Below are 17,845 nucleotides of genomic sequence, written 5' to 3' on the forward strand. Positions count from 1 at the left end.
GTCGTCCTCGCTTGGTTCTAAATTCCGCGAACGCGCGGCGCACCATCATGGCCGAGCAGCAGGGCCGTGATGGCCCAGACGAGCGCGTCCAAGCGGTCCGGCGAACGTCCGCCTGAAAGCCCGTCCGGCCCGAAATCGCACATCTGATCCTCAAGGTCGGGAAAGGCGCCCGCGTGGCGCACCCGGCCCTGCTCGTAAAGCGCTGCGACCGGCTCGGCGCGCAGCCACTTTCCGCGCGTTGCCCGCACCGTCGCGATCGGCAATTTCGCATCCACCGAACGCAGCATGGCCGCAACCATGTCGCCGCCCTGGTTGATCTCCGCGACAACCCGATCGGCCCCGAAGCGGCGATAAAGCGCCACCACCTGCTGTGCCCAGCCGGCAGGCGTCGCACCAGCGACCGACCCGTCGGCAATCACCACCGCGTGGTCCGCGTCGTCCAGTCCCGCGACGACGATCCCGCAGCAGGACCCAGGCGCGGCCGCCGCCGCCGGCGGATCGACCGCAACGACGATGCGATGCAGCTTTCCCGCAAGTCGCTGGCGTGCCCGTTCGACGAGAGCGCGCGACCAGAGCGCGTCCTCCCTGTCTTCGATCAGCTCGCCGCCCAGTTCTTGTCGTCCAAGACGGGTTCCGCCATAGCGACCCTCGATCGCCTCCAGAAATCCCGGCGCGAGATTGGCGCTGTTGTCCTGTGTGGCGATCCGTACGCATGCCGTCATCGGGTCGGCCATGATCCGCTTCAAAAGCGGCACGGCGCGCGGCGTCGTCGTCACCAATTGCCTTGGCCGTTGACCGAGCCGCAGTCCGAATTGCAGCATGTCGAACGTTTCGTCCGGGTGCCGCCATTTGGCAAGTTCGTCGCACCAGGCCAGCTCGAATTGCGGCCCGCGCAGGCTTTCCGGATCCTCAGACGAGAAAATCTGCGCCACCGCGCCGCTTGCCCAGACCAGCCTGCGCCGCGAGGCTTCAAACCTTGGCCGATCATGCCGCGCGATCCGCGCAATGCCCGATACGCCGTCGATCATCACCTCTCGCGCATCGCCAAGCGTCTCCCCGACAAGCGCGATCCGCATTTCCGGGCGGGTGGCGCCCGTCCCGTTTGCCTGGCGCCCGGTGCTGGATGCCATGCCCTGCACCCACTCCGATCCCGCGCGGGTCTTTCCAGATCCCCGCCCGCCCATCAAAAGCCAGGTGCGCCAATCCCCGTCCGGCGGATGCTGGGCCGTCCTCCCCTGATACGCCCAGTCCGTATCGATGAATGTCTGCTCGTCCTGCGACAATCCCTTTGCCAGTCTCGCTTCATTCGTCGCCATCAGCGCCGCCCGGCTCCCTCTCCAGTTTGATCCGCTCCTCAAAAAGCGCTTCGATCCGGGCCGAAACGCGCGCCGCGAGCCGCTCTCGATCAATTTTCACATCTGCGTCCCTGCTGAAGACATCGGCCAGGATCAGTTCCAGAAGTTTCTCGTGGGTCTTCGCGAAGCTCACGATAAGATCGAGGATCGACTTGATGTCGCGCAGTGCGTCTGCGTCACTGCGCTCCGCCCGCTCTTTCTCCGATCGCGCTCTGATCACTTCGAACGCGCCGTATTCACTCTCCAGGCGCCGCCACAGCCGATCCAGGAGCTTCAGGCCCCGCCGCTCCGCTGCCGTCTTCGCCATCATCCACCCACCGCGCATAAAAAAGCGCTGCAAAAGCAGCGCTCCGCTTCGATCTATCCGTTTCAAATCCAGGGCGTCCCACCCGCGCTGCCCCACCAGCCGCACTTTTCCGACTGTAGATGAACCCTATCAAACCACCGTCACGGTGTCAAGGAATTTTTTCCTATATCGCCAAGCAAGCAGCTGAATGCAAAAAGCCACCGCGGCGGTGGCCGGCGGTGGCTTTGGAGTGTCGGTCTGTCGACCGGATCAGCAGTCGCTCTTAGCGCCAGTTGATGCCGTCGAAGGACTTCGGGTCCAGACCGATCGAGTTGAGCGCACGGGCGCTCGGCTTGCGGCCAGCTTCAACTGCGGCGGCGCATTCACGCAGGCCGCTCATGTAGGTAGCGAAGCCGGAAACGCGGTCACGGAAGCTGCGGGGGGTGCTCATTATCTTCTCCAAAAGGTGTCATTCACTGTGCATCAGCAATATGGGTTTATTGCACCGCAATATGAATGGCCGATTGCGTGAAGGAGCCGTGCGTTCAGCGCATGGGTTTCGGTAACCCGTGATTCATCTTCACATGCATCTGCCGCCCGCGGCTGCAGTGAAGGCTGCAAGCCGGTATTCACCGCGCCGTGTCCGGCACTTCGAAAGGCCATTCGACAAGATGGTCCTCGTAGTCTTCCAGTTCCATCCCCTCCTCCGGCACCGTGCGACCACGCACTGATACGCCAGCCTCGTGCACCGTGTCGCGGCTGCCCGAAATCAGATGGTGCCACCAGTAGAGATCTTCGCCATCGCGCACGAGGCGATAGCCGCATGTGGGCGGCAGCCAGCTCAGGCTGCGCACCTCCTTCGGTGTCAGTCCGATGCAGTCCGGTACCTGCGCCTGCCGGTTTTCGTAATCGGAGCAGCGGCACGTCGCGTCATCCAGCAGGCGGCACCGCACGCTCGTCCAGATGATCTCGCCGGTATCCCAGTCTTCCAGCTTGTTGAGGCAGCAGCGCCCGCACCCGTCGCACAGGCTTTCCCACTCGGCCGCATTCATCTGCTCCAGAGTCTTCGTTTGCCAAAAGGGTGTGTCATTCATGCCGCGCAACTTTTCTTTGAGCCCGGCGCAATGCCGGATTGCTTGTTCTTTTCCGCAAACTGCGACAAAATTTAAACCTCAAGGGGCGATCATCGGCTGCGGCATTTTCGGCCGCAGGTCTGCCGGCTGCCATGCGCCGGTGGTTCGTGTACAGCGGGGCGTAATCGATCGTGCAGGATCCCTTCAGTCAGGGCAACAGGCCACGCCGGCGTCGCAATCTCTTGTTGCGGCTTGATTCGTGGCTTGATTCCACGCTTTGGGGCGCTGGCTCCGGCCTCGGCGAGACCTGGGAAGAAATCACCATCTTCTTTCGCCGTTTCCGCGTGCGCGGGACCAAGCGGGTCGTCGTGGAAATCATGGGCGAAGGCCTGACGCTCGGCACCGCCGGCTTCGTGCTTCTCCTCGCACTTGCGCTGCCAGCGTTCGATGCGACCTACGGCAACTGGCGCGCGCAGGACGATTTCGCCGTCACGTTTCTCGATCGCTACGGCAATGAAATCGGCCATCGCGGCATCATCCATGAGGATTCCGTTCCGGTCGATGCCCTGCCCGACCATCTGGTTAAGGCCGTTCTCGGCACCGAGGACAGGCGCTTCTTCGAGCATTACGGCATCGATTTCGTCGGCCTCGCCCGTGCGATGGGCGAGAACGCCCGCGCAGGCTCGGTCGTTCAGGGCGGATCGACGCTCACGCAGCAGCTCGCAAAGAACATCTTTCTCAGCAATGAGCGCACGATCGAGCGCAAGATCAAGGAAGCCTTCCTTGCGATCTGGCTGGAGGCCAATCTCTCCAAGAAGGAGATCCTCGGGCTTTATCTCGACCGCGCCTATATGGGCGGCGGCACGTTCGGCATCGCTGCCGCCTCGCAGTTTTATTTCGGCAAGCCCGTTACCGATGTGACGCTGGCCGAATCGGCACTTCTCGCCGGCCTGTTCAAGGCGCCGGCCCGCTATGCCCCCCACAACAACCTGCCCGCCGCACGCGCCCGCGCGAACCAGGTTCTCACCAACATCGTCCAAGGCGGCCTGATGACAGAAGGCCAGGTCATCGGCGCCCGGCGCAACCCCGCGAGCGTCATCGATCGCGGCACCAAGGATGCACCCGACTATTTCCTCGACTGGGCTTTCGAGGAAGTTCAGCGCATAGCCGGCAACTTTCCCGAGCACTCGCTGATCGTGCGCACGACGATCGACCTCGACCTGCAGAAAGCTGCTGAAGACGCGCTGGAGTTCGACCTGCGCCAGAGCGGCGCGAGCTTCGACGTCACCCAGGGAGCGGTCGTGCTGATCGAGAACGGGGGCGCCGTACGCGCCATGGTCGGCGGCCGCGACTATGGCGAAAGCCAGTTCAACAGAGCAACCAAAGCACTCCGTCAGCCGGGCTCGTCCTTCAAGGGCTTCGTCTACGCCACGGCAATGGAAAACGGGTTCACACCCGATTCGGTCATCTCCGACGCTCCGATCACCTGGAACGGCTGGTCGCCCCGCAATTACACACGAGGCTACTCGGGTTCCGTCAATCTGACGACCGCGCTCGCAAAATCGTTGAACACGGTACCCGTGCGTCTTGCCCGCGATCATCTCGGCACGGACCGCATTGCGGAAACGGCGCAGCGCATGGGCGTGCAAACACCCGTCCGCACCGACAAGACCATGCCGCTCGGCACGTCGGAGATCACCGTGATGGACATGGCCACAGGCTATGCGACCTTCCCGGCCGGCGGCATGCAGGCCAATCGGCACGGCATCACGCAAATCCTGAATTATCGCGGCGAAGTCTTGTTCGACCACGGCCGGGATGCCTCGAAGCCCGAACGGGCGATCTCGGAAGAAGCAGCCGTTTCCATGAACACGATGATGGCGCAGATCCCGGAATGGGGTACCGCCCGGCGCGCCAAGCTCGACGGCATCCGCACCGCCGGCAAGACGGGCACGTCGCAGTCCTACCGCGATGCGTGGTTCATCGGCTACACGGGCAACTTCACCGCTGCAGTCTGGTACGGCAACGACAACTTCACCGCGACCAACAACATGACGGGCGGCTCGCTCCCGGCGATGACATTCAAGCGGCTGATGGATTTTGCCCATCACGGCATCGACCTGCGCCCCATCCCCGGCGTCGAGCCTGAAGCACCCGCCGCCGTCGACGCGAACAGCCCGCAGACCGCCGAGGCAGGCGAAGCGCGTCCTGTGCGTCAGCGCGCCTTGTCGCGAGAAGGCACTCGTATCCTGCGGCAGATGGTCGAAAGTTTCGGCATCGATGAGGCCGAGCGTCCGGAAGGCGAACTGGCCGAACTGCGCGATCGCATCGACGGCGGCGATCTCTGATCGATGCCTGCTTTGATCCTTGAGGTACCACCCATCACCGGGCGTGATCCTGTCGGCGTTGTCGTGCCATCGGACGGCCATGCTCCTTACGCAGGAAAGCGGCCATGATCGGTGCGCTGCGTATTCCCTTTTTCATTGGCCTTGCTCTCGCCATCGCGTTCAGTGGAGGCATTGCCGCCACCAAGATCGCACTCGATGCCGAAGATCCCTTCGATGTCTTGGAGATCGGCCCTTGGGTCGCCAACCCCTTGGCGCAGACCGCGGGCGCCAATCCCTATGACAAGGCAAGACGGGCGCTCGGCGATGGCTCCGGCCTTGGGCAGGCGGAAGGCCTCGTCTTTCGGGCGACGACCGATACCTCCGGCGCGCCACTTCTCGCATCCTGCGCCTATTTGGTTGCGGGCCAGGTTCCTGCAAGCCGCGTCTGGATCATGCGCCTGACTGGGTTGTCCGGTGAGATCAGCCACGCCGAACCGCCATTTTCGCGTGCCCTGCATTCCGCAAGCGTGCTGCGCGCGCCTGACGGTGCGTTCGAAATTCGTCTCGGCGCGGAGGCCCGCTCCGGCAACTGGCTGTTTCTGTCTGGAGACGGTCCTTTCGGCATCGAATTCCTCCTCTTCGACACCCCGGCCGCAGGCAACTTCGGGCTGATCGATCTGGAGATGCCTGAGATCGAGCGTCAGGATTGCGCCGATGCGTAATCTCGTCTTCGCCATTCTCGCGGGTCTCGTCGGCGCGCTCGTGCTGCATATCGTGATCATCCTCACTCTGCCCTTCTTTGCGAGTGACGACGTCTATTCACGCATTTCATCTCTGCCGGCGAATGATCGCTTCCTGCCGGCTTCCGCGGTTAGCGCTGAGGTGACGTCGACGGAGCTTGTCTCTGACACCCCCTATTCCACGACCTATCTCTGCCGCTTCGTTCTTGCCGACGCGCCGATCCATCTTCAGGCCGAAGGCGCGGTGCCCTTCTGGTCGCTCGCGGTGTTCGACCGGCGTTCCAACGAGCTCTTCAGCATGAATGACCGGACCTCCGAGGGGGGCGGCATGAACGTGACGCTCGCCAATCCTCTGCAAATGATCCGGCTGCGCGAGGGCCTGCCGCCGAACCTTGCAGGCAGCGTCCTCGTCGAAACGGATGTCACAGATGGTTATGTGCTGATGCGCACCGTCGTGCCGGACCAGACGATGCAGGCTCAGGCAAACGACTTCCTGTCGTCGGCCACCTGCCGCGAAGAGCCGCTGGCTGATTGAACCTCAGCGCTCGTCGTGCGGAAGTTCTGCCTCGTCACGCCGCACCTGCACGACCGGCAGGCCTTTGCCGGACCGGTCGATCCGCACGCCCGTAAACATCAGGATCGTCGCACCTTCCGAGGGCTCCGGATGCTTCGCGCTCCGCGGCCGCCGATCGAGGTCTCTCAATGAAATTATCGCTGCCATGCCATTCTCCGTCAGTTGCCCAAACGGATGAACGCTGAACGTTTTCACCCAGGATCTGCGGCCCGCAACGGCTTGCGAATCATCGTCAAAGGCCCCGCGCCCACAGTCCATTGCGCTATTCAGCCAGCAGATGGTTAACACCTTGCTAAGCCTTTCTGTTTAGTCTCGGTTCATCACTTTTAGTATTGCGTAGGTGCTGGTTCACGTGTCCGATCGTTTTCGTGATCTCGAACTCTCAGGGCGAGCCGGCCGCAAGGATGCGGTGCTCTTGGCGACGGTTGCCAGCTTCGAGGCCATGCCTGATCCCAGCAAGCGCGATCTCAAGCAATTCGCCGACCTGTTCGTCCCACTCTTTGAGGCCGCTTCGGAAGAAGCGAAGCGGACGGCAGCAGCAGCACTATCGCGCGCGCCGATCATGCCCGAGGCCGCCAGCCGTCTCATTCTGGATCAACCGGTCGGTATCGCCGCTCCCTTCATCGTGCACTCCAGCGCAATCGACGAGTCCCTGCTCATCGAAGCGGTGCAAAAGCACGGCGTTGCCCATGCCCGCGCCGCCGCGCGTCGGCGATCGGTGTCACCCCAATTGCTTGCCGCGCTGTCCGCCATTGCCCATCCGGCAGTGAAGCGGACGCTCTCGCTTCGCGGCACATCGGCTGCAGCGGCCGAGCCTGACTCCCGCACGCCGTCCGCCGTCGAACGGCAGGCTCGCGAAGAAGACATCCGCAACAAGCTTCGGTCGATCGTCATGCGCAACACGCCAGACTACGCAGACCCGCCAACCTTGCCGGCGCGCATTGCACCGGATGTGGAAAGCCGCCTCATCCGTCACGTCGAGGAAGGCGACACGATCTATTTCGCCACGGCGCTCGCCGATGCGCTCGCATCGCGTTTCGATCTTGCCGAGCGCATCATGATGGACGTGTCGGGCGCCCAGCTTGCACAAACGCTCGTGGCATTGGGCCTGCGCTACACGATGATCATCGCAGCGCTTGAGCGCTTCTTCCCGCATCTTGCAGAAGGACAGGACGGCGAACGCCGTTCGCTCCAGCTGCTGCGCTCCTGTTCATTCGTCGAATGCGTCGAGAAGGTCATGGCCTGGCAGCGGGCCGATTGGATTTCGAGGCGCGCCACGCATCAGCCCGTCGTTGCCGACAGCGCTCGCCGCGACGTGCGGGCGGATCAATCGCCCAAGCGCAACGCCGTCCAACGCGGTGTGCCGCTCAGGCGGGCCTGACGCCAAGATAGCGCAGCGGATCGTCCGCCTCGATCTCCACGATCCAGAGATCGCTGTCGAAGTTGCGTTCCTTGGCCAGCAGGGTCTGGACCTTCTCGTGCTCTGCCCGCTCCAACCGCAGCTCGAAAAGCCGGTCACCGGCTGCCTCTCCATCCTCGAAAATCGATTGTGGTGCCGGACCAAACAGGCTTTCCGTGCCGTCGCGGTAGCGGCATCGCACGAAGATCGCGCCCGCTTCCGGCGCCCCACTCGCTTCCACAGCGGCAAAGCCACCATCCGCGAACACGCGCCGGATCAGCGCCGATACGAAGATATCGCTCTTGAGACGCATCATGGGGCTTCAGAAAGCCCCGATTTCCTGAAGCTTGTCGAGAACTGCCTGGTCGGGCTCACCCGTAGTCGGCAGACGGTAGTCGCCTTGGAACTCGCGGATGGCCTGTCGCGTCTGGTTGCCCAGCATGCCGTCTACAGCAACATCGGCATAGGCGATGTTGACGAGCCCCTGCTGGATTCTGCGCACCGTCTCGACGTCGATCGAGCCCGATCCACCGGCGGTCGGAATGTCGGCCGGCGGGGTATAATAGTCACCGCTATCGCGGGCACCGAGTGCTGCCGGCGGCGTCAGCGCCGCTGTTTCGTTTGGCGAGACGCTGGCCCGCTGAACAATCGCCGGCTCGGGCCGTGCTTCAGGCCGGGTCTCGGTGCGCGCCTGCGGCTGCGCAACGGGCGGGGCAGCACGCTCGGCTGCTTTCAGGCGCTGCAGCGTGCTTGCGGTCAGGCCAAGCCCTTCCGAGCCCGAAGCCGCTCCGAATGCTGCAAGCGCTGCGCGCGTCTGTGGCCCGGTCAGCCCGTCCACGGCACCGGTGTAGTGGCCGAGCCGCGCAAGTTCTGCCTGAATTTCACTCACAAGCGCTCGGTCCGTCGCCGCTTGCGAGGCGGCAGGTCGCACGATGTCGTCAACCGTCGTCTCCGCCTCGGGCGGAATGCTGGCAGTTGCCATGTCCCGGTCCTCCGGCCGTTCGATGACGACGCTCTGCACGCGTCGTGCAGGCACCGGCGTCAGAATGTCCTCGATCGTCTCCACGCCGTCGTCGGACCCAAGAGTGTTGCGCCCTGCCTGTTCGATCTGCCGAGGCTCGACCCCGTCGGCCGTCATCAGCGGCGCCGGGGTGGGCGCGATGCCGGTCCGCGTCGACAGGAGCGGCGAAGGATGCCCGCCCGGCTGATACCAGATGGCATTGGCGGTGACGAAGCTGAAGACAACGGCAAAAACCACACCGCCCGCGGCAAGCGACGGATGGCGCGCAATGAGCCGCCCGGCTGCGTCGAAAGTCCGCGACGCAAAACCAGGAGAGCGCCGCGCCTTGCGGCGGGGTTCAGGCTGTTTTCGCGGTCGTTTCGTGGACTTTGCCGGCATTGATTGTCTTCTTCTCCCTCGTGTTCAGTCGCGGTGGAAACTCCACCATGCGCGCGCTGTTGTCTGCCTGTCGCTCGGTGCTGTCCACCCCTTCGGCAGGAAGTTCCACGGTCACGGCCGTGCCCCGGCCGATCACGCTGTCGATCACGACCCGCCCACCATGGAGGCTTGCGAGCCCCTTCACAAGGCACAGGCCGAGCCCCGTTCCCTGGTGGCGTCGGGCATAGCCCTCGTCACCCTGAACGAAAGGTTCGCCGACGCGGCTCAGAATTTCTGGAGGCATGCCGATGCCGGTGTCGGACACCGTCAGGCGGATCATCGCGCCGCTGCGGGTCGCATCGACGGTGATGACGCCACCGGGCTCGGTGAACTTGATCGCATTGCCGATCAGGTTGATCAGGATCTGCTGCACAGCGCGCTGGTCGGCGTTCAGCAGGCCCGCGCGGCGCGCACGCGCCGTCAGCGTCAGGCCTTTGTCTTCCGCTTCCAGGCCGAGCATCTTCACGCAGTCGTCGACGGCAGCGGCGACATCGAAATCCTCATGGATCAGCCGATAGCGCCCGTTCTCGATCTTGCTCATGTCGAGCATGGTGTTGACCAGCGACAGGAGGTGCTCGCCCGACCGCTTGATCAGGCCAACATATTCGCGCTGCCGCTCATCGGCGAGCGGCGCGAAATATTCCCGTGCCAGGATCTCGGAGAACCCGATGACGGCGTTGAGGGGCGTGCGCATCTCGTGGCTGACGGCAGCAAGGAAGCGGGTCTTCTCGCCCTCGGCCTGCTCGGCAAGATCCACGAGCCGCGTGCATTCGGCACGCAGTTCGATCTCCTCGTCGACGATCCGCATGTGAGCGATGATGTCACCCACCTCGCCCGTCGCCAGAAGGCGGGGCGAGAGATCGATCGAGACATGGACGAACTGCCGGTCCATCGCGGCCCGGTGCAGCCGCACCATGAGCTTTTCGCGCGATCCGCCGAGACGTATCCGGTCCAGCGCCTGCATGAAGGGCAGCCGATCCGAAACGTGAATGCGCTCGATCAGGCCGCGCGGACGGCTGATGTCGATCCATTCCGCAAAATCGCCAAGCTCGTGACCTCCGGCGCGGAGAAGAGCGCCCTGTTCGTCGAGCAGCGCCACGAAGCCGGACATGTGCGCCGCCAGCGCAAAGTCGTCGACTGGCGCAATCTCGGGTTCCTGCGACGAGCCATCGATGTTCCGGAAGCCGAGCACCAGAACGGGAAGCATCGCGCCGAAAAGCGCGCAGACGACGACACTCAGCTCCGTTCCAGTGGTGTCGACCATAACGCCAGCGAGCGCAGCACCCGCAACCAGCGCGCCGAGCGTCACTGCGCCGAGACGCCGCGAGCCGGTCACGCCCAGCATGGCTGCAGCGCTCAGAAGAATTGCGGATGCGATGATGGCCGCTGGCAAGGCCACAGCAGGTGCGGCCAGAAATGCGACGAGTGGCAGCAGCAAGAGCGGCGCGGCAAGCGCGCTGGTCAACAGCACGCGCATCATCCTCACCTGCGCATCCATCTCCGGCCCCTCGTTGAGGGCTTCGTTGATGCAGGCGCTGGCGGCACGACCGATCATGGTCGCGACCCTGCTATGCATAGCGTTCCAGAATGTCACCGACGGGTCCGAACTCGTTACAAAAATCTCATCGTCTTGAAGCCGAGGTTGCACCCCCGCCCTTAAGGAATGGATAAGCCGAAAGGCAGTGGTTTGACCGAACGCGGCCTATTCAGCGGAAATGGCAGGATGCGCCCGGTGGAACCGTCGGTATGGTTAACGCTTGGTCTCGCACTGACCCCCGAAATTTTGACCCAGCCCTGCTGCCGGTCCTAGTTTCGTGGCATCGAAAGCCAGCCAATTCGGGCATTTGATACAATTGCCCCCGAAGCGTTTCACCAAGTTGGCGCTGCCTTCGATCGATAAAATTTGAATCAAATTCTGCGGCTCGGCTCAAACGGGCATTTGAACCTTTGCGTTATGGTCCTTCTCAACAAGCGATACCGGGACGGTTCAGAAGCCCGGATCGAACACTGCGGGAAGGCTTGAACGATGGGATTTCTGCTGAAAGGTGCATTCTGGTTTTCGGTTGTCTTGCTCAGCCTTCCTCTTCTGGAAAGCAGAGAGACCAGTGAAAACGAGCAGCCGCTAGCGGTCGGGGAAACGATCTTCGCACTCGGCGTGGCGATCGAGGACATCCGCTCCATGTGCGAGCGCCACCCCGATGTCTGCGTCACCGGCGGCGAAACTTTGAACGCACTTGGTCTTCGGGCCCGCGACGGGGCGCGCATTGCCTATCAATATCTCGACTCGGCGCTGGGCGATGGCAGCGGCAGCGCAGATCCGCTCGCGACCGGCACCGTTCTTGGTGCAACCGCCGAAGCCGCTCCCGCGGTGGCTCGCTCCACGCCCGAAGAGGCCGCGGTCATGCTGCCCCCGACCGTCAGGCCTTACACCGCGCCGCAGCCGCTCGATTGAAATTGCTCACCCTTTTCCCCGTGATTTTCGGGTGTCCGTCGCCTATATGCGGCTAGACACTTGAGAGAGACGGGACCGATCATGACGCCGCTGCAGCAGATCAAGGACGATTTTGCCTTTCTCGACGATTGGGAAGATCGCTATCGCTACGTGATCGAACTCGGCCGTACACTCGATCCGCTGACCGATGACGAGCGGGTCGATCAGAACAAGGTTCAGGGCTGCGCCAGCCAGGTCTGGCTCGTCTCCCGGCGCGATGGGTCCGAGGGCGATCCGGTGCTGCATTTCCGCGGCGATTCCGATGCCCATATCGTCAAGGGCCTCGTCGCCATCGCTCTCAGTGCTTTTTCCGGCCGCAAAGCTTCCGAAATCGAGGCTTTCGACGCTTCCAACCTTTTCGATGAGCTGGGGCTCGTCGAGCACCTGTCGCAGCAGCGCGCCAACGGTTTGCGCTCGATGGTCGCGCGCATCAAGGGCGAAGCCGAACGCGCCGCCGCCTGAGATCATTCATCGGGTAAAGCCATAGTGACGGCTCAGCGCCGACAGACCGGAACGGAGCATGATCTTCGCTGACCGCGCCGGCCATTGCCGCTCGCGTTCCACCAGTTCTAACCCCTTCTCGAAGCAGCAGATATCCAGCACGACGCCGGAAAGCTCCGGACCGATGGCTTGCACGGCCCGGTCTATCCGCTGGCGGGCGGCCATCGCCGAATCCGATATGTCAGCCGTACCGTTTGCCGAGCGTACCGATGAGCTGGCAACGCTCGCTTCCCAGTTCGCGGAAATGCGCGGCTGCATGTGCCCTCGCACGAAGTCGCGGGAAAGCCGCTCGCCGGCTTCGCGCTGATGCCCGCTCAAGAACGCCTGCCCGTCTCTGCCCTTCATGCGCGCGATCACTGCCAGCGGCGATTCTGCCATGTTGCGCGCAACGACGGCTTGCCCTCCGTCGATCGAAACCGTGTCCCGCTCGATCTGTCCGTGCTGGCTTTGAAAGCACACATCGCCGCCATCAAGTCCGGCGCCGGCCAAGGTCCGTCGCGCAAAGCTCAAGCCCGCGTCGGTGGCGCGCAATCCATCCTTCGTCTCCGCAAGCAGCCCTGCCCGCAGCGCAGCGGAAAGCAGCGATGATGCCACCCGCAACGTCTTGCCATCGTGCGCCATGAGAACGATCGCGTTCGCTGTCTTTTCCTTCGCGACACTGGCTGTGCAAAAGCGCACGAGCTTTAAGGTCTGCCGCGCGAGATTGTCTTGGTCGGAAACACTAGAACCCACGCACGCCCCCATCTCGCTGGAAGACCGCGGCCGCAACGCGCTCGATGGAGGCGATGAAGCGATCGAATGCCGGATCATCGCGGCGGTCCTCCACGACATGGCACGCATGGCTCACCGTCGTTCGATCTCTGCCGAATGCCAGGCCCAGATCCGTGAGGGAGTGGCACAGCACCACATGCGAAACATACATCGCGATCTGCCGTCGCTGAACCATCGCGCGGCGCGATGCCGCTCCTTCTCGCCTGTGGCTTCTCTTGGGTACCGGCTCGCCGGCAACCAGCGCGTCCATCTCGTCGACCACCGCCTGGATCGCCCGGCACTGGTCCACGAGATGCACGTTCACAGCTGAGGCAAAGTCCGGCAGCGATCCGCCTGGCCGGATGCGTTCACTTGTGGGTGCGGTCGAAATCTGGGGTGGCATGCTCGTCTCCTGCATATAGGATTATATTCTTAATCCAACACGCGGTGCGGGGACAAGCGACTCCACGAAAATGTGAAAGCGAGGCGCGTAACCGCAACAGATACTGATACGCTTCCTATAAGAAGTGGATTGTTATCCCCGTTCCGGAAACGAAAAAGCCCAGCCGGCGATCCGGCTGGGCTCTCTCAACAGGCCTGGAAGACTGGGATTACTTTCCGCGGCGCTTGCGCTTCTGGCCGAGGCCCATCTCCTTGGCGAGGCGCGAGCGGGCTTCCGCATAGGCCGGGGCGACCATCGGGTAGTCGGCGGTCAGGTCCCACTTCTCGCGATACTCTTCCGGGCTCAGCGTGTGGTGCGTCATCAGGTGGCGCTTCAGCGATTTGAACTTGAGGCCGCATTCGAGGCAGGTGATCTGGTCATCCTGGACGGAGCGCTTGATCGGCACGGCCGGCTTCGGCTTTTCGACAACAACAGCTTCCTGTCGCACTGTCATGTTGCCTAGGGCATGATGCACATCAGCAATCAGAGCAGACAATTCACCGACGGGCACGACATTGTTGCTGACATAGGCAGCTACGACCTCGGCCGTAAGTTCCACGATCAGTTCTTTATTGTCCATCTCACTCGTCTCTTCCATCGACTGCCCCGAAACCTCTATCCAAAACTCATTCAACACGGCGATTCATCGCTGTTTTTCATATTATAACAGAAAGATAAAGTGGAAAATTGGATATTTTTCGATGCCAATGAATAATCTATCCATTGTCCAAGATTCAAATCGTTACAAAAGACGTGCCGAGCGCGTCTGAGTTGTATTCGTTGACAACACTCTACATCCGCTTAACATCGAAGAATGAGAACGGACACAGAACAGAGACCGTCTGGCAGGGTGCATAGCGCCGGCTGCTGAAGGCATGCTCCCAGGATGGGCGACTGCCTGTTGGCCGGTTACTCTGACCTGGATCCCGACGCTGTAGCCGAACCCGGCTCGACCGGCATTTCGTTCAGCACGGTCAGCGGCGACAAGGTATACCCAGCAGCATAAGCGGCACGGGCAAGAAGATGCGCCGAGATCGGTGCAGTCAAAAGCAGGAAGATGACGCCGGCGATGGCGCGCATGAAGGTGCCGCCATCCAGCGCATGAAGACCAAGCGCGATCAGCAGAAGGCCCGAGCCCACGGTTCCAGCCTTGGATGCCGCGTGCATACGAGAATACACGTCCGGCAGGCGCACAATGCCGACGGCCGCCAGGAGCGAAAAGATGGCACCCACGACCACGAGCGCGGCGGTGACAAGTTCGATCACGAGGGTCATGACGCCTTCTCTTCGACTTCGATTTGCTCGCGGCTGGCAGTGCCATTTGGCTGGGACGCACCGCGCTCGGCGTTGACGAGGATGAAACGTGCAAACGCGACAGTGGCCAGGAAGCCGACAAGTGCCAGAGCGATTGCGATGTCGACGTAGAGCGTGAAGCCCGTATAGATGCCGATGGCCGCTATCAGCCCTATTGCGACGGCAACCAGCATGTCGAGTGCAACGACCCGGTCGGGCAGCGTCGGTCCCTTGATGACGCGATAAACGCACAGGAGCAACGCAAGGCTCAAGATCACGAAGGCAAAAGTCAAAGACGCTTCAAGGATGGGGCCAAGCTCTGTCACCGGAAAGCCTCCATGATGCGCCGCTCGAACCCGCCCTTGATGTCGCGCCTGATACCCTCAGGATCGGAGCAGTCGATCGCATGAATGAAGAGCGTCTTCTTGTCGTCCGACACATCGAGCGACAGCGTGCCCGGCGTCAACGTGATCAGGTTGGCAAGCAGCGTGATCTCGCCGTCGCGATCCACATCGAGCGGCAGCGCCAGAATGCCGGGCTTCACGTCCATCTTCGGCGAGGCGACCAGCACGGCCACTTTCCAAGCCGACAGGGCCAGCTCTTTCAGGAACAGAACGACCAGGGCAAGGATCCGTTTCACCCGCGTCAAATAGCCTGCCGAGCCGACCTGCTCGCGGATGAGCATCAGCGCCAGAAAGCCGAGTACAAAGCCGAAAGCGATGTTCAGCTCGGAGAAAGAGCCCGATACTGCACCCCAGGCAAATGCCAGAAGAATATTGGCCAGAAACAGCTTCAATTGACGGCTCCTTCCGCGGGAAAGACCGATTGGATGTAGGCTGACGGATCGAGCAGACCGGCTGCCGCACTGTCGCTCAATTGCAGCAACGTTTCGGGAAACACGCCAAAGCCGACCGTCAGGGCGACGAGAGCGAGAAGCGGCAACAGCGAAGTCATCTTCATCTGCGCCGCTGCCGGTGCGCCCATAGCCTCCGGCGCCGGCTTCCAATAGGCGTGAGCCCAGACGCGGCCAACAGCAATGGTTGTCAGGAAGCCGGTCAGGAGAATGATCGTCGCGAGCCCGGTCGCGCCGTTATCCAGTGATGCACGGACCAGCATGGCCTTCGGCCAGAAACCGCTGAAAGGCGGCAAGCCGGAGACCGAAAAGAACAACACCAGCGACATTGCCGCAAAGAGTACGTTGCTCCGGTAAAGTCCGCCCAGATCATTCATAGAGAAAGACTTGCCGATCCGGGCAGCAATGCCCGACGCCACGTAAAGCGCCGTCATCACGACCATCGAATGCACTGCGTAGAAGATCGCCGCTGAGACCGCTTCAGCTGTCGCAAGCGCAATCCCTGCGAGCATGATGCCGATCCCGGAGACGACAAGGTAGCCGAGCAGGCGCCGATAGTCGGTCTGGGCCAGCGCCCCGAATGCGCCGAGCAGCATGGTCAGCATCGCGGCCCAGGCGATCACGTCCGCAAAGGCGTCGCGTTGGTCCGGAAACAGCATCAGCAGCGTGCGCGCCAGCGCATAAATGCCGACCTTCGTCAGCAGGCCGGCAAAGAGCGCGGATACGACGACTTTCGGCGTGTGATAGGAGGCGGGAAGCCAGAAGCTCACCGGAAACGCAGCTGCCTTCATGCCGAAGGCGAAGAGATAGAGCGCCGCCAGCGTATAAAGCGGCCGAGCATCGTCTATGGTGCGCGTCTGCGCCGCAATATCGGCCATGTTGAGCGTGCCGAAGACGCCATAGAGATAGCCCGTCGCGACGAGGAACATCGTCGTCGCAATCAAATTCAGGAAAGCATATTTCGTCGCGCCGTCGATCTGGCGATCTTCAGAGCCAAGCACCTGCAGACCGAAAGAGGCGATCAGCAGAACTTCGAACCAGACATACAGGTTGAAGATGTCGCCGGTGACGAAGGCGCCGATCACGCCTGCCATCATCAGGAACAGGAACGAGAAGAAGCCGTAGCGGCGGCCGGTCGTGTCGACATCCTCGGCAGCGTAGATCGCGCAGGCTACAGCCACGATCGAAGCCGTAACAGCAAGGATCGCTCCCAGTACATCCACCGTGAACGAAATGCCGAAAGGCGGCAGCCACCGCCCCATGGTCATGGTCACTGGACCATTTTCGACCACATGCGCCAGCAGCGCGCCACACAACACGAACAAGCCGATCAGCCCGATGATCGCAGCCTTGGCCTGCAATTCTGCGTTCTTGCGCAGCATCATCAGCAGTGCGCCAGCAATCAGGCAGTACGGCACAGGCGCAATCACCAGCCAGTCGGCCAGTGCCAGCGGCTCCATCACGAATGCGCGGGAATAATCGATTGCTGCCTCGGAAGGTCCGGCCATCTTGATCAGTGGTCCTTGCTAGTAGCCCAGCGGCGGCAATGGGTCGTCCGCGGGCTCGGCCAGACGCATGTCGCGGGAATCGTCAGTGCCCAGCTCCTGGTATGCGCGAAAGCCCAGCACCAGCAGAAAGGCGAAGAACGAGAATGAGATGACGATGGCCGTGAGGATCAGCGCTTGTGGGAGCGGATTGGCGATCGGGATCAGCGGCGCGTCGAGCCCGGCCGGAATGATCGGTGGCACGTCCCGCGTGAGCCTGCCCGACGTGAAGATTAGGAGATTCACGCCATTGCCAAGCACTGCAACACCCATAAGGATGCGGATCGTGTGGCGCGACGTCATCAGATAGATGGCGGTGGTAAAAAGCAGTCCGACGAAAATCGCGAGAACCGGCTCCATCAGATCTCGTCCCTTTCTTCCAGCGCAAGAGCGATCGAACCGATCGTACCGACAACCGCGAAATAGACGCCGATGTCGAAGAACAACACGGTCGAAAGCGGAACCTCGACCCCGAAGATCACGGGATAAATCCACAGGCCGGTCATGAACGGCACGCCGACGAAAATCGAGACGACACCCGCGACGGCACCCAGCACCACGCCGAAGGCTGCAATGTTCATCGGGTGAAAATAGATCGCGCGGCGAACGGGTGCCACGCCGGAGGCGATGCCGTAGATCGCGAGAGCCGACGCCGCGATCAACCCGCCGATGAAGCCACCGCCCGGTTCGTTGTGGCCTCGCAGCAGAACGAAGATCGAGAAAACGATCATCAAGGTGGAGAGATAAGGTGCGACGGTTCTGAAAATCAGTGTGCGCAT

General features: G+C 62.3%; 23 protein-coding genes. 6 read left to right on the plus strand and 17 right to left on the minus strand.

Going from position 1 to position 17,845, the window contains the following annotated elements:
• Positions 1-17: 17 nt before the first annotated feature.
• The 4 genes from PU133_RS15460 to PU133_RS15475 form a co-directional block, all read right to left on the minus strand.
• On the minus strand, positions 18-1,316 hold the full coding sequence (locus tag PU133_RS15460; protein WP_404862413.1) for a DNA-packaging protein: 1,299 nt from the start codon (positions 1,314-1,316) through the stop codon (positions 18-20).
• Positions 1,303-1,758 carry a hypothetical protein gene (locus PU133_RS15465; protein WP_404862414.1) on the minus strand — a complete coding sequence of 152 codons (456 nt, stop codon included), beginning with the start codon at positions 1,756-1,758 and terminating at the stop codon, positions 1,303-1,305. Before PU133_RS15465 ends, PU133_RS15460 begins: the two co-directional genes overlap by 14 nt.
• Before the next feature lie 166 nt (positions 1,759-1,924).
• Complete coding sequence (locus PU133_RS15470) at positions 1,925-2,092, minus strand: hypothetical protein (RefSeq protein WP_164527916.1); 168 nt, start codon at positions 2,090-2,092, stop codon at positions 1,925-1,927.
• A 178-nt stretch (positions 2,093-2,270) separates the two neighbouring features.
• Entirely contained in the window at positions 2,271-2,735 is a 465-nt protein-coding gene (locus PU133_RS15475) for a YcgN family cysteine cluster protein (protein ID WP_126011003.1), read from the minus strand.
• 170 nt (positions 2,736-2,905) lie between these two features.
• On the opposite strand from PU133_RS15475, the gene PU133_RS15480 reads away from it, so the two are divergent.
• The 3 genes from PU133_RS15480 to PU133_RS15490 all read left to right on the plus strand — a co-directional run bounded on the left by PU133_RS15480 (position 2,906) and on the right by PU133_RS15490 (position 6,316).
• A complete protein-coding gene (locus PU133_RS15480; protein ID WP_404862415.1) occupies positions 2,906-5,062 on the plus strand; it encodes a transglycosylase domain-containing protein in 2,157 nt (718 codons plus the stop codon).
• Positions 5,063-5,166: 104 nt separating this feature from the next.
• Positions 5,167-5,763: a DUF1214 domain-containing protein gene (locus PU133_RS15485; RefSeq protein WP_126011005.1), complete on the plus strand. Its 597-nt coding sequence runs from the start codon at positions 5,167-5,169 to the stop codon at positions 5,761-5,763.
• On the plus strand, positions 5,756-6,316 hold the full coding sequence (locus tag PU133_RS15490) for a DUF1254 domain-containing protein (protein ID WP_404862416.1): 561 nt from the start codon (positions 5,756-5,758) through the stop codon (positions 6,314-6,316). The genes PU133_RS15485 and PU133_RS15490 overlap by 8 nt, the downstream gene beginning before the upstream one ends.
• Positions 6,317-6,319: 3 nt before the next feature.
• On the opposite strand, the gene PU133_RS15495 is transcribed toward PU133_RS15490, so the two are convergent.
• Positions 6,320-6,502, minus strand: a complete 183-nt coding sequence (locus PU133_RS15495; RefSeq protein ID WP_404862417.1) for a hypothetical protein — start codon at positions 6,500-6,502, stop codon at positions 6,320-6,322.
• Between the two features lie 205 nt (positions 6,503-6,707).
• Here PU133_RS15495 and PU133_RS15500 point away from each other — a divergent pair, with 205 nt between their 5' ends.
• Positions 6,708-7,736, plus strand: coding sequence for a hypothetical protein (locus PU133_RS15500; protein ID WP_404862418.1), 1,029 nt, complete (start codon positions 6,708-6,710; stop codon positions 7,734-7,736).
• Here the strand turns inward: PU133_RS15500 and PU133_RS15505 are convergent.
• The 3 genes from PU133_RS15505 to PU133_RS15515 are packed head-to-tail and all read right to left on the minus strand — an operon-like array spanning position 7,723 to position 10,747.
• Positions 7,723-8,067, minus strand: a complete 345-nt coding sequence (locus PU133_RS15505; protein WP_404864561.1) for a DUF1491 family protein — start codon at positions 8,065-8,067, stop codon at positions 7,723-7,725. The genes PU133_RS15500 and PU133_RS15505 overlap by 14 nt on opposite strands.
• 9 nt (positions 8,068-8,076) lie before the next feature.
• The gene (locus PU133_RS15510) at positions 8,077-9,153 is read right to left on the minus strand and encodes a peptidoglycan-binding protein (RefSeq protein ID WP_404862419.1); all 1,077 of its coding nucleotides are present in this window, start codon (positions 9,151-9,153) and stop codon (positions 8,077-8,079) included.
• On the minus strand, positions 9,113-10,747 hold the full coding sequence (locus PU133_RS15515) for a sensor histidine kinase (protein WP_404862420.1): 1,635 nt from the start codon (positions 10,745-10,747) through the stop codon (positions 9,113-9,115). The genes PU133_RS15510 and PU133_RS15515 overlap by 41 nt, the downstream gene beginning before the upstream one ends.
• Positions 10,748-11,218: 471 nt before the next feature.
• On the opposite strand from PU133_RS15515, the gene PU133_RS15520 reads away from it, so the two are divergent.
• Positions 11,219-11,644, plus strand: a complete 426-nt coding sequence (locus PU133_RS15520; RefSeq protein WP_404862421.1) for a DUF5330 domain-containing protein — start codon at positions 11,219-11,221, stop codon at positions 11,642-11,644.
• Between the two features lie 81 nt (positions 11,645-11,725).
• Positions 11,726-12,145: a SufE family protein gene (locus PU133_RS15525; RefSeq protein ID WP_126011012.1), complete on the plus strand. Its 420-nt coding sequence runs from the start codon at positions 11,726-11,728 to the stop codon at positions 12,143-12,145.
• A gap of 6 nt (positions 12,146-12,151) precedes the next feature.
• Here the strand turns inward: PU133_RS15525 and PU133_RS15530 are convergent, their stop codons facing one another.
• The 9 genes from PU133_RS15530 to PU133_RS15570 all read right to left on the minus strand — a co-directional run bounded on the left by PU133_RS15530 (position 12,152) and on the right by PU133_RS15570 (position 17,845).
• Positions 12,152-12,805: a DUF6456 domain-containing protein gene (locus tag PU133_RS15530; protein ID WP_404862422.1), complete on the minus strand. Its 654-nt coding sequence runs from the start codon at positions 12,803-12,805 to the stop codon at positions 12,152-12,154.
• 100 nt (positions 12,806-12,905) lie between these two features.
• Complete coding sequence (locus PU133_RS15535) at positions 12,906-13,337, minus strand: helix-turn-helix domain-containing protein (RefSeq protein ID WP_404862423.1); 432 nt, start codon at positions 13,335-13,337, stop codon at positions 12,906-12,908.
• A 208-nt stretch (positions 13,338-13,545) separates the two neighbouring features.
• Entirely contained in the window at positions 13,546-13,974 is a 429-nt protein-coding gene (locus PU133_RS15540) for a MucR family transcriptional regulator (RefSeq protein ID WP_126011014.1), read from the minus strand.
• Between the two features lie 311 nt (positions 13,975-14,285).
• On the minus strand, positions 14,286-14,651 hold the full coding sequence (mnhG, locus tag PU133_RS15545; protein ID WP_404862424.1) for a monovalent cation/H(+) antiporter subunit G: 366 nt from the start codon (positions 14,649-14,651) through the stop codon (positions 14,286-14,288).
• The gene (locus tag PU133_RS15550; protein WP_404862425.1) at positions 14,648-14,995 is read right to left on the minus strand and encodes a cation:proton antiporter; all 348 of its coding nucleotides are present in this window, start codon (positions 14,993-14,995) and stop codon (positions 14,648-14,650) included. The genes mnhG and PU133_RS15550 overlap by 4 nt, the downstream gene beginning before the upstream one ends.
• On the minus strand, positions 14,992-15,465 hold the full coding sequence (locus PU133_RS15555; protein WP_404862426.1) for a Na+/H+ antiporter subunit E: 474 nt from the start codon (positions 15,463-15,465) through the stop codon (positions 14,992-14,994). The genes PU133_RS15550 and PU133_RS15555 overlap by 4 nt, the downstream gene beginning before the upstream one ends.
• A complete protein-coding gene (locus tag PU133_RS15560; protein WP_404862427.1) occupies positions 15,462-17,030 on the minus strand; it encodes a Na+/H+ antiporter subunit D in 1,569 nt (522 codons plus the stop codon). Before PU133_RS15560 ends, PU133_RS15555 begins: the two co-directional genes overlap by 4 nt.
• A gap of 18 nt (positions 17,031-17,048) precedes the next feature.
• Positions 17,049-17,426, minus strand: a complete 378-nt coding sequence (locus tag PU133_RS15565; RefSeq protein WP_126011018.1) for a Na+/H+ antiporter subunit C — start codon at positions 17,424-17,426, stop codon at positions 17,049-17,051.
• Positions 17,426-17,845, minus strand: a complete 420-nt coding sequence (locus PU133_RS15570; RefSeq protein WP_126011019.1) for a Na(+)/H(+) antiporter subunit B — start codon at positions 17,843-17,845, stop codon at positions 17,426-17,428. The genes PU133_RS15565 and PU133_RS15570 overlap by 1 nt, the downstream gene beginning before the upstream one ends.

The sequence above is a fragment of the Georhizobium sp. MAB10 genome (assembly GCF_045012825.1).
GTDB lineage: Bacteria > Pseudomonadota > Alphaproteobacteria > Rhizobiales > Rhizobiaceae > Georhizobium > Georhizobium profundi.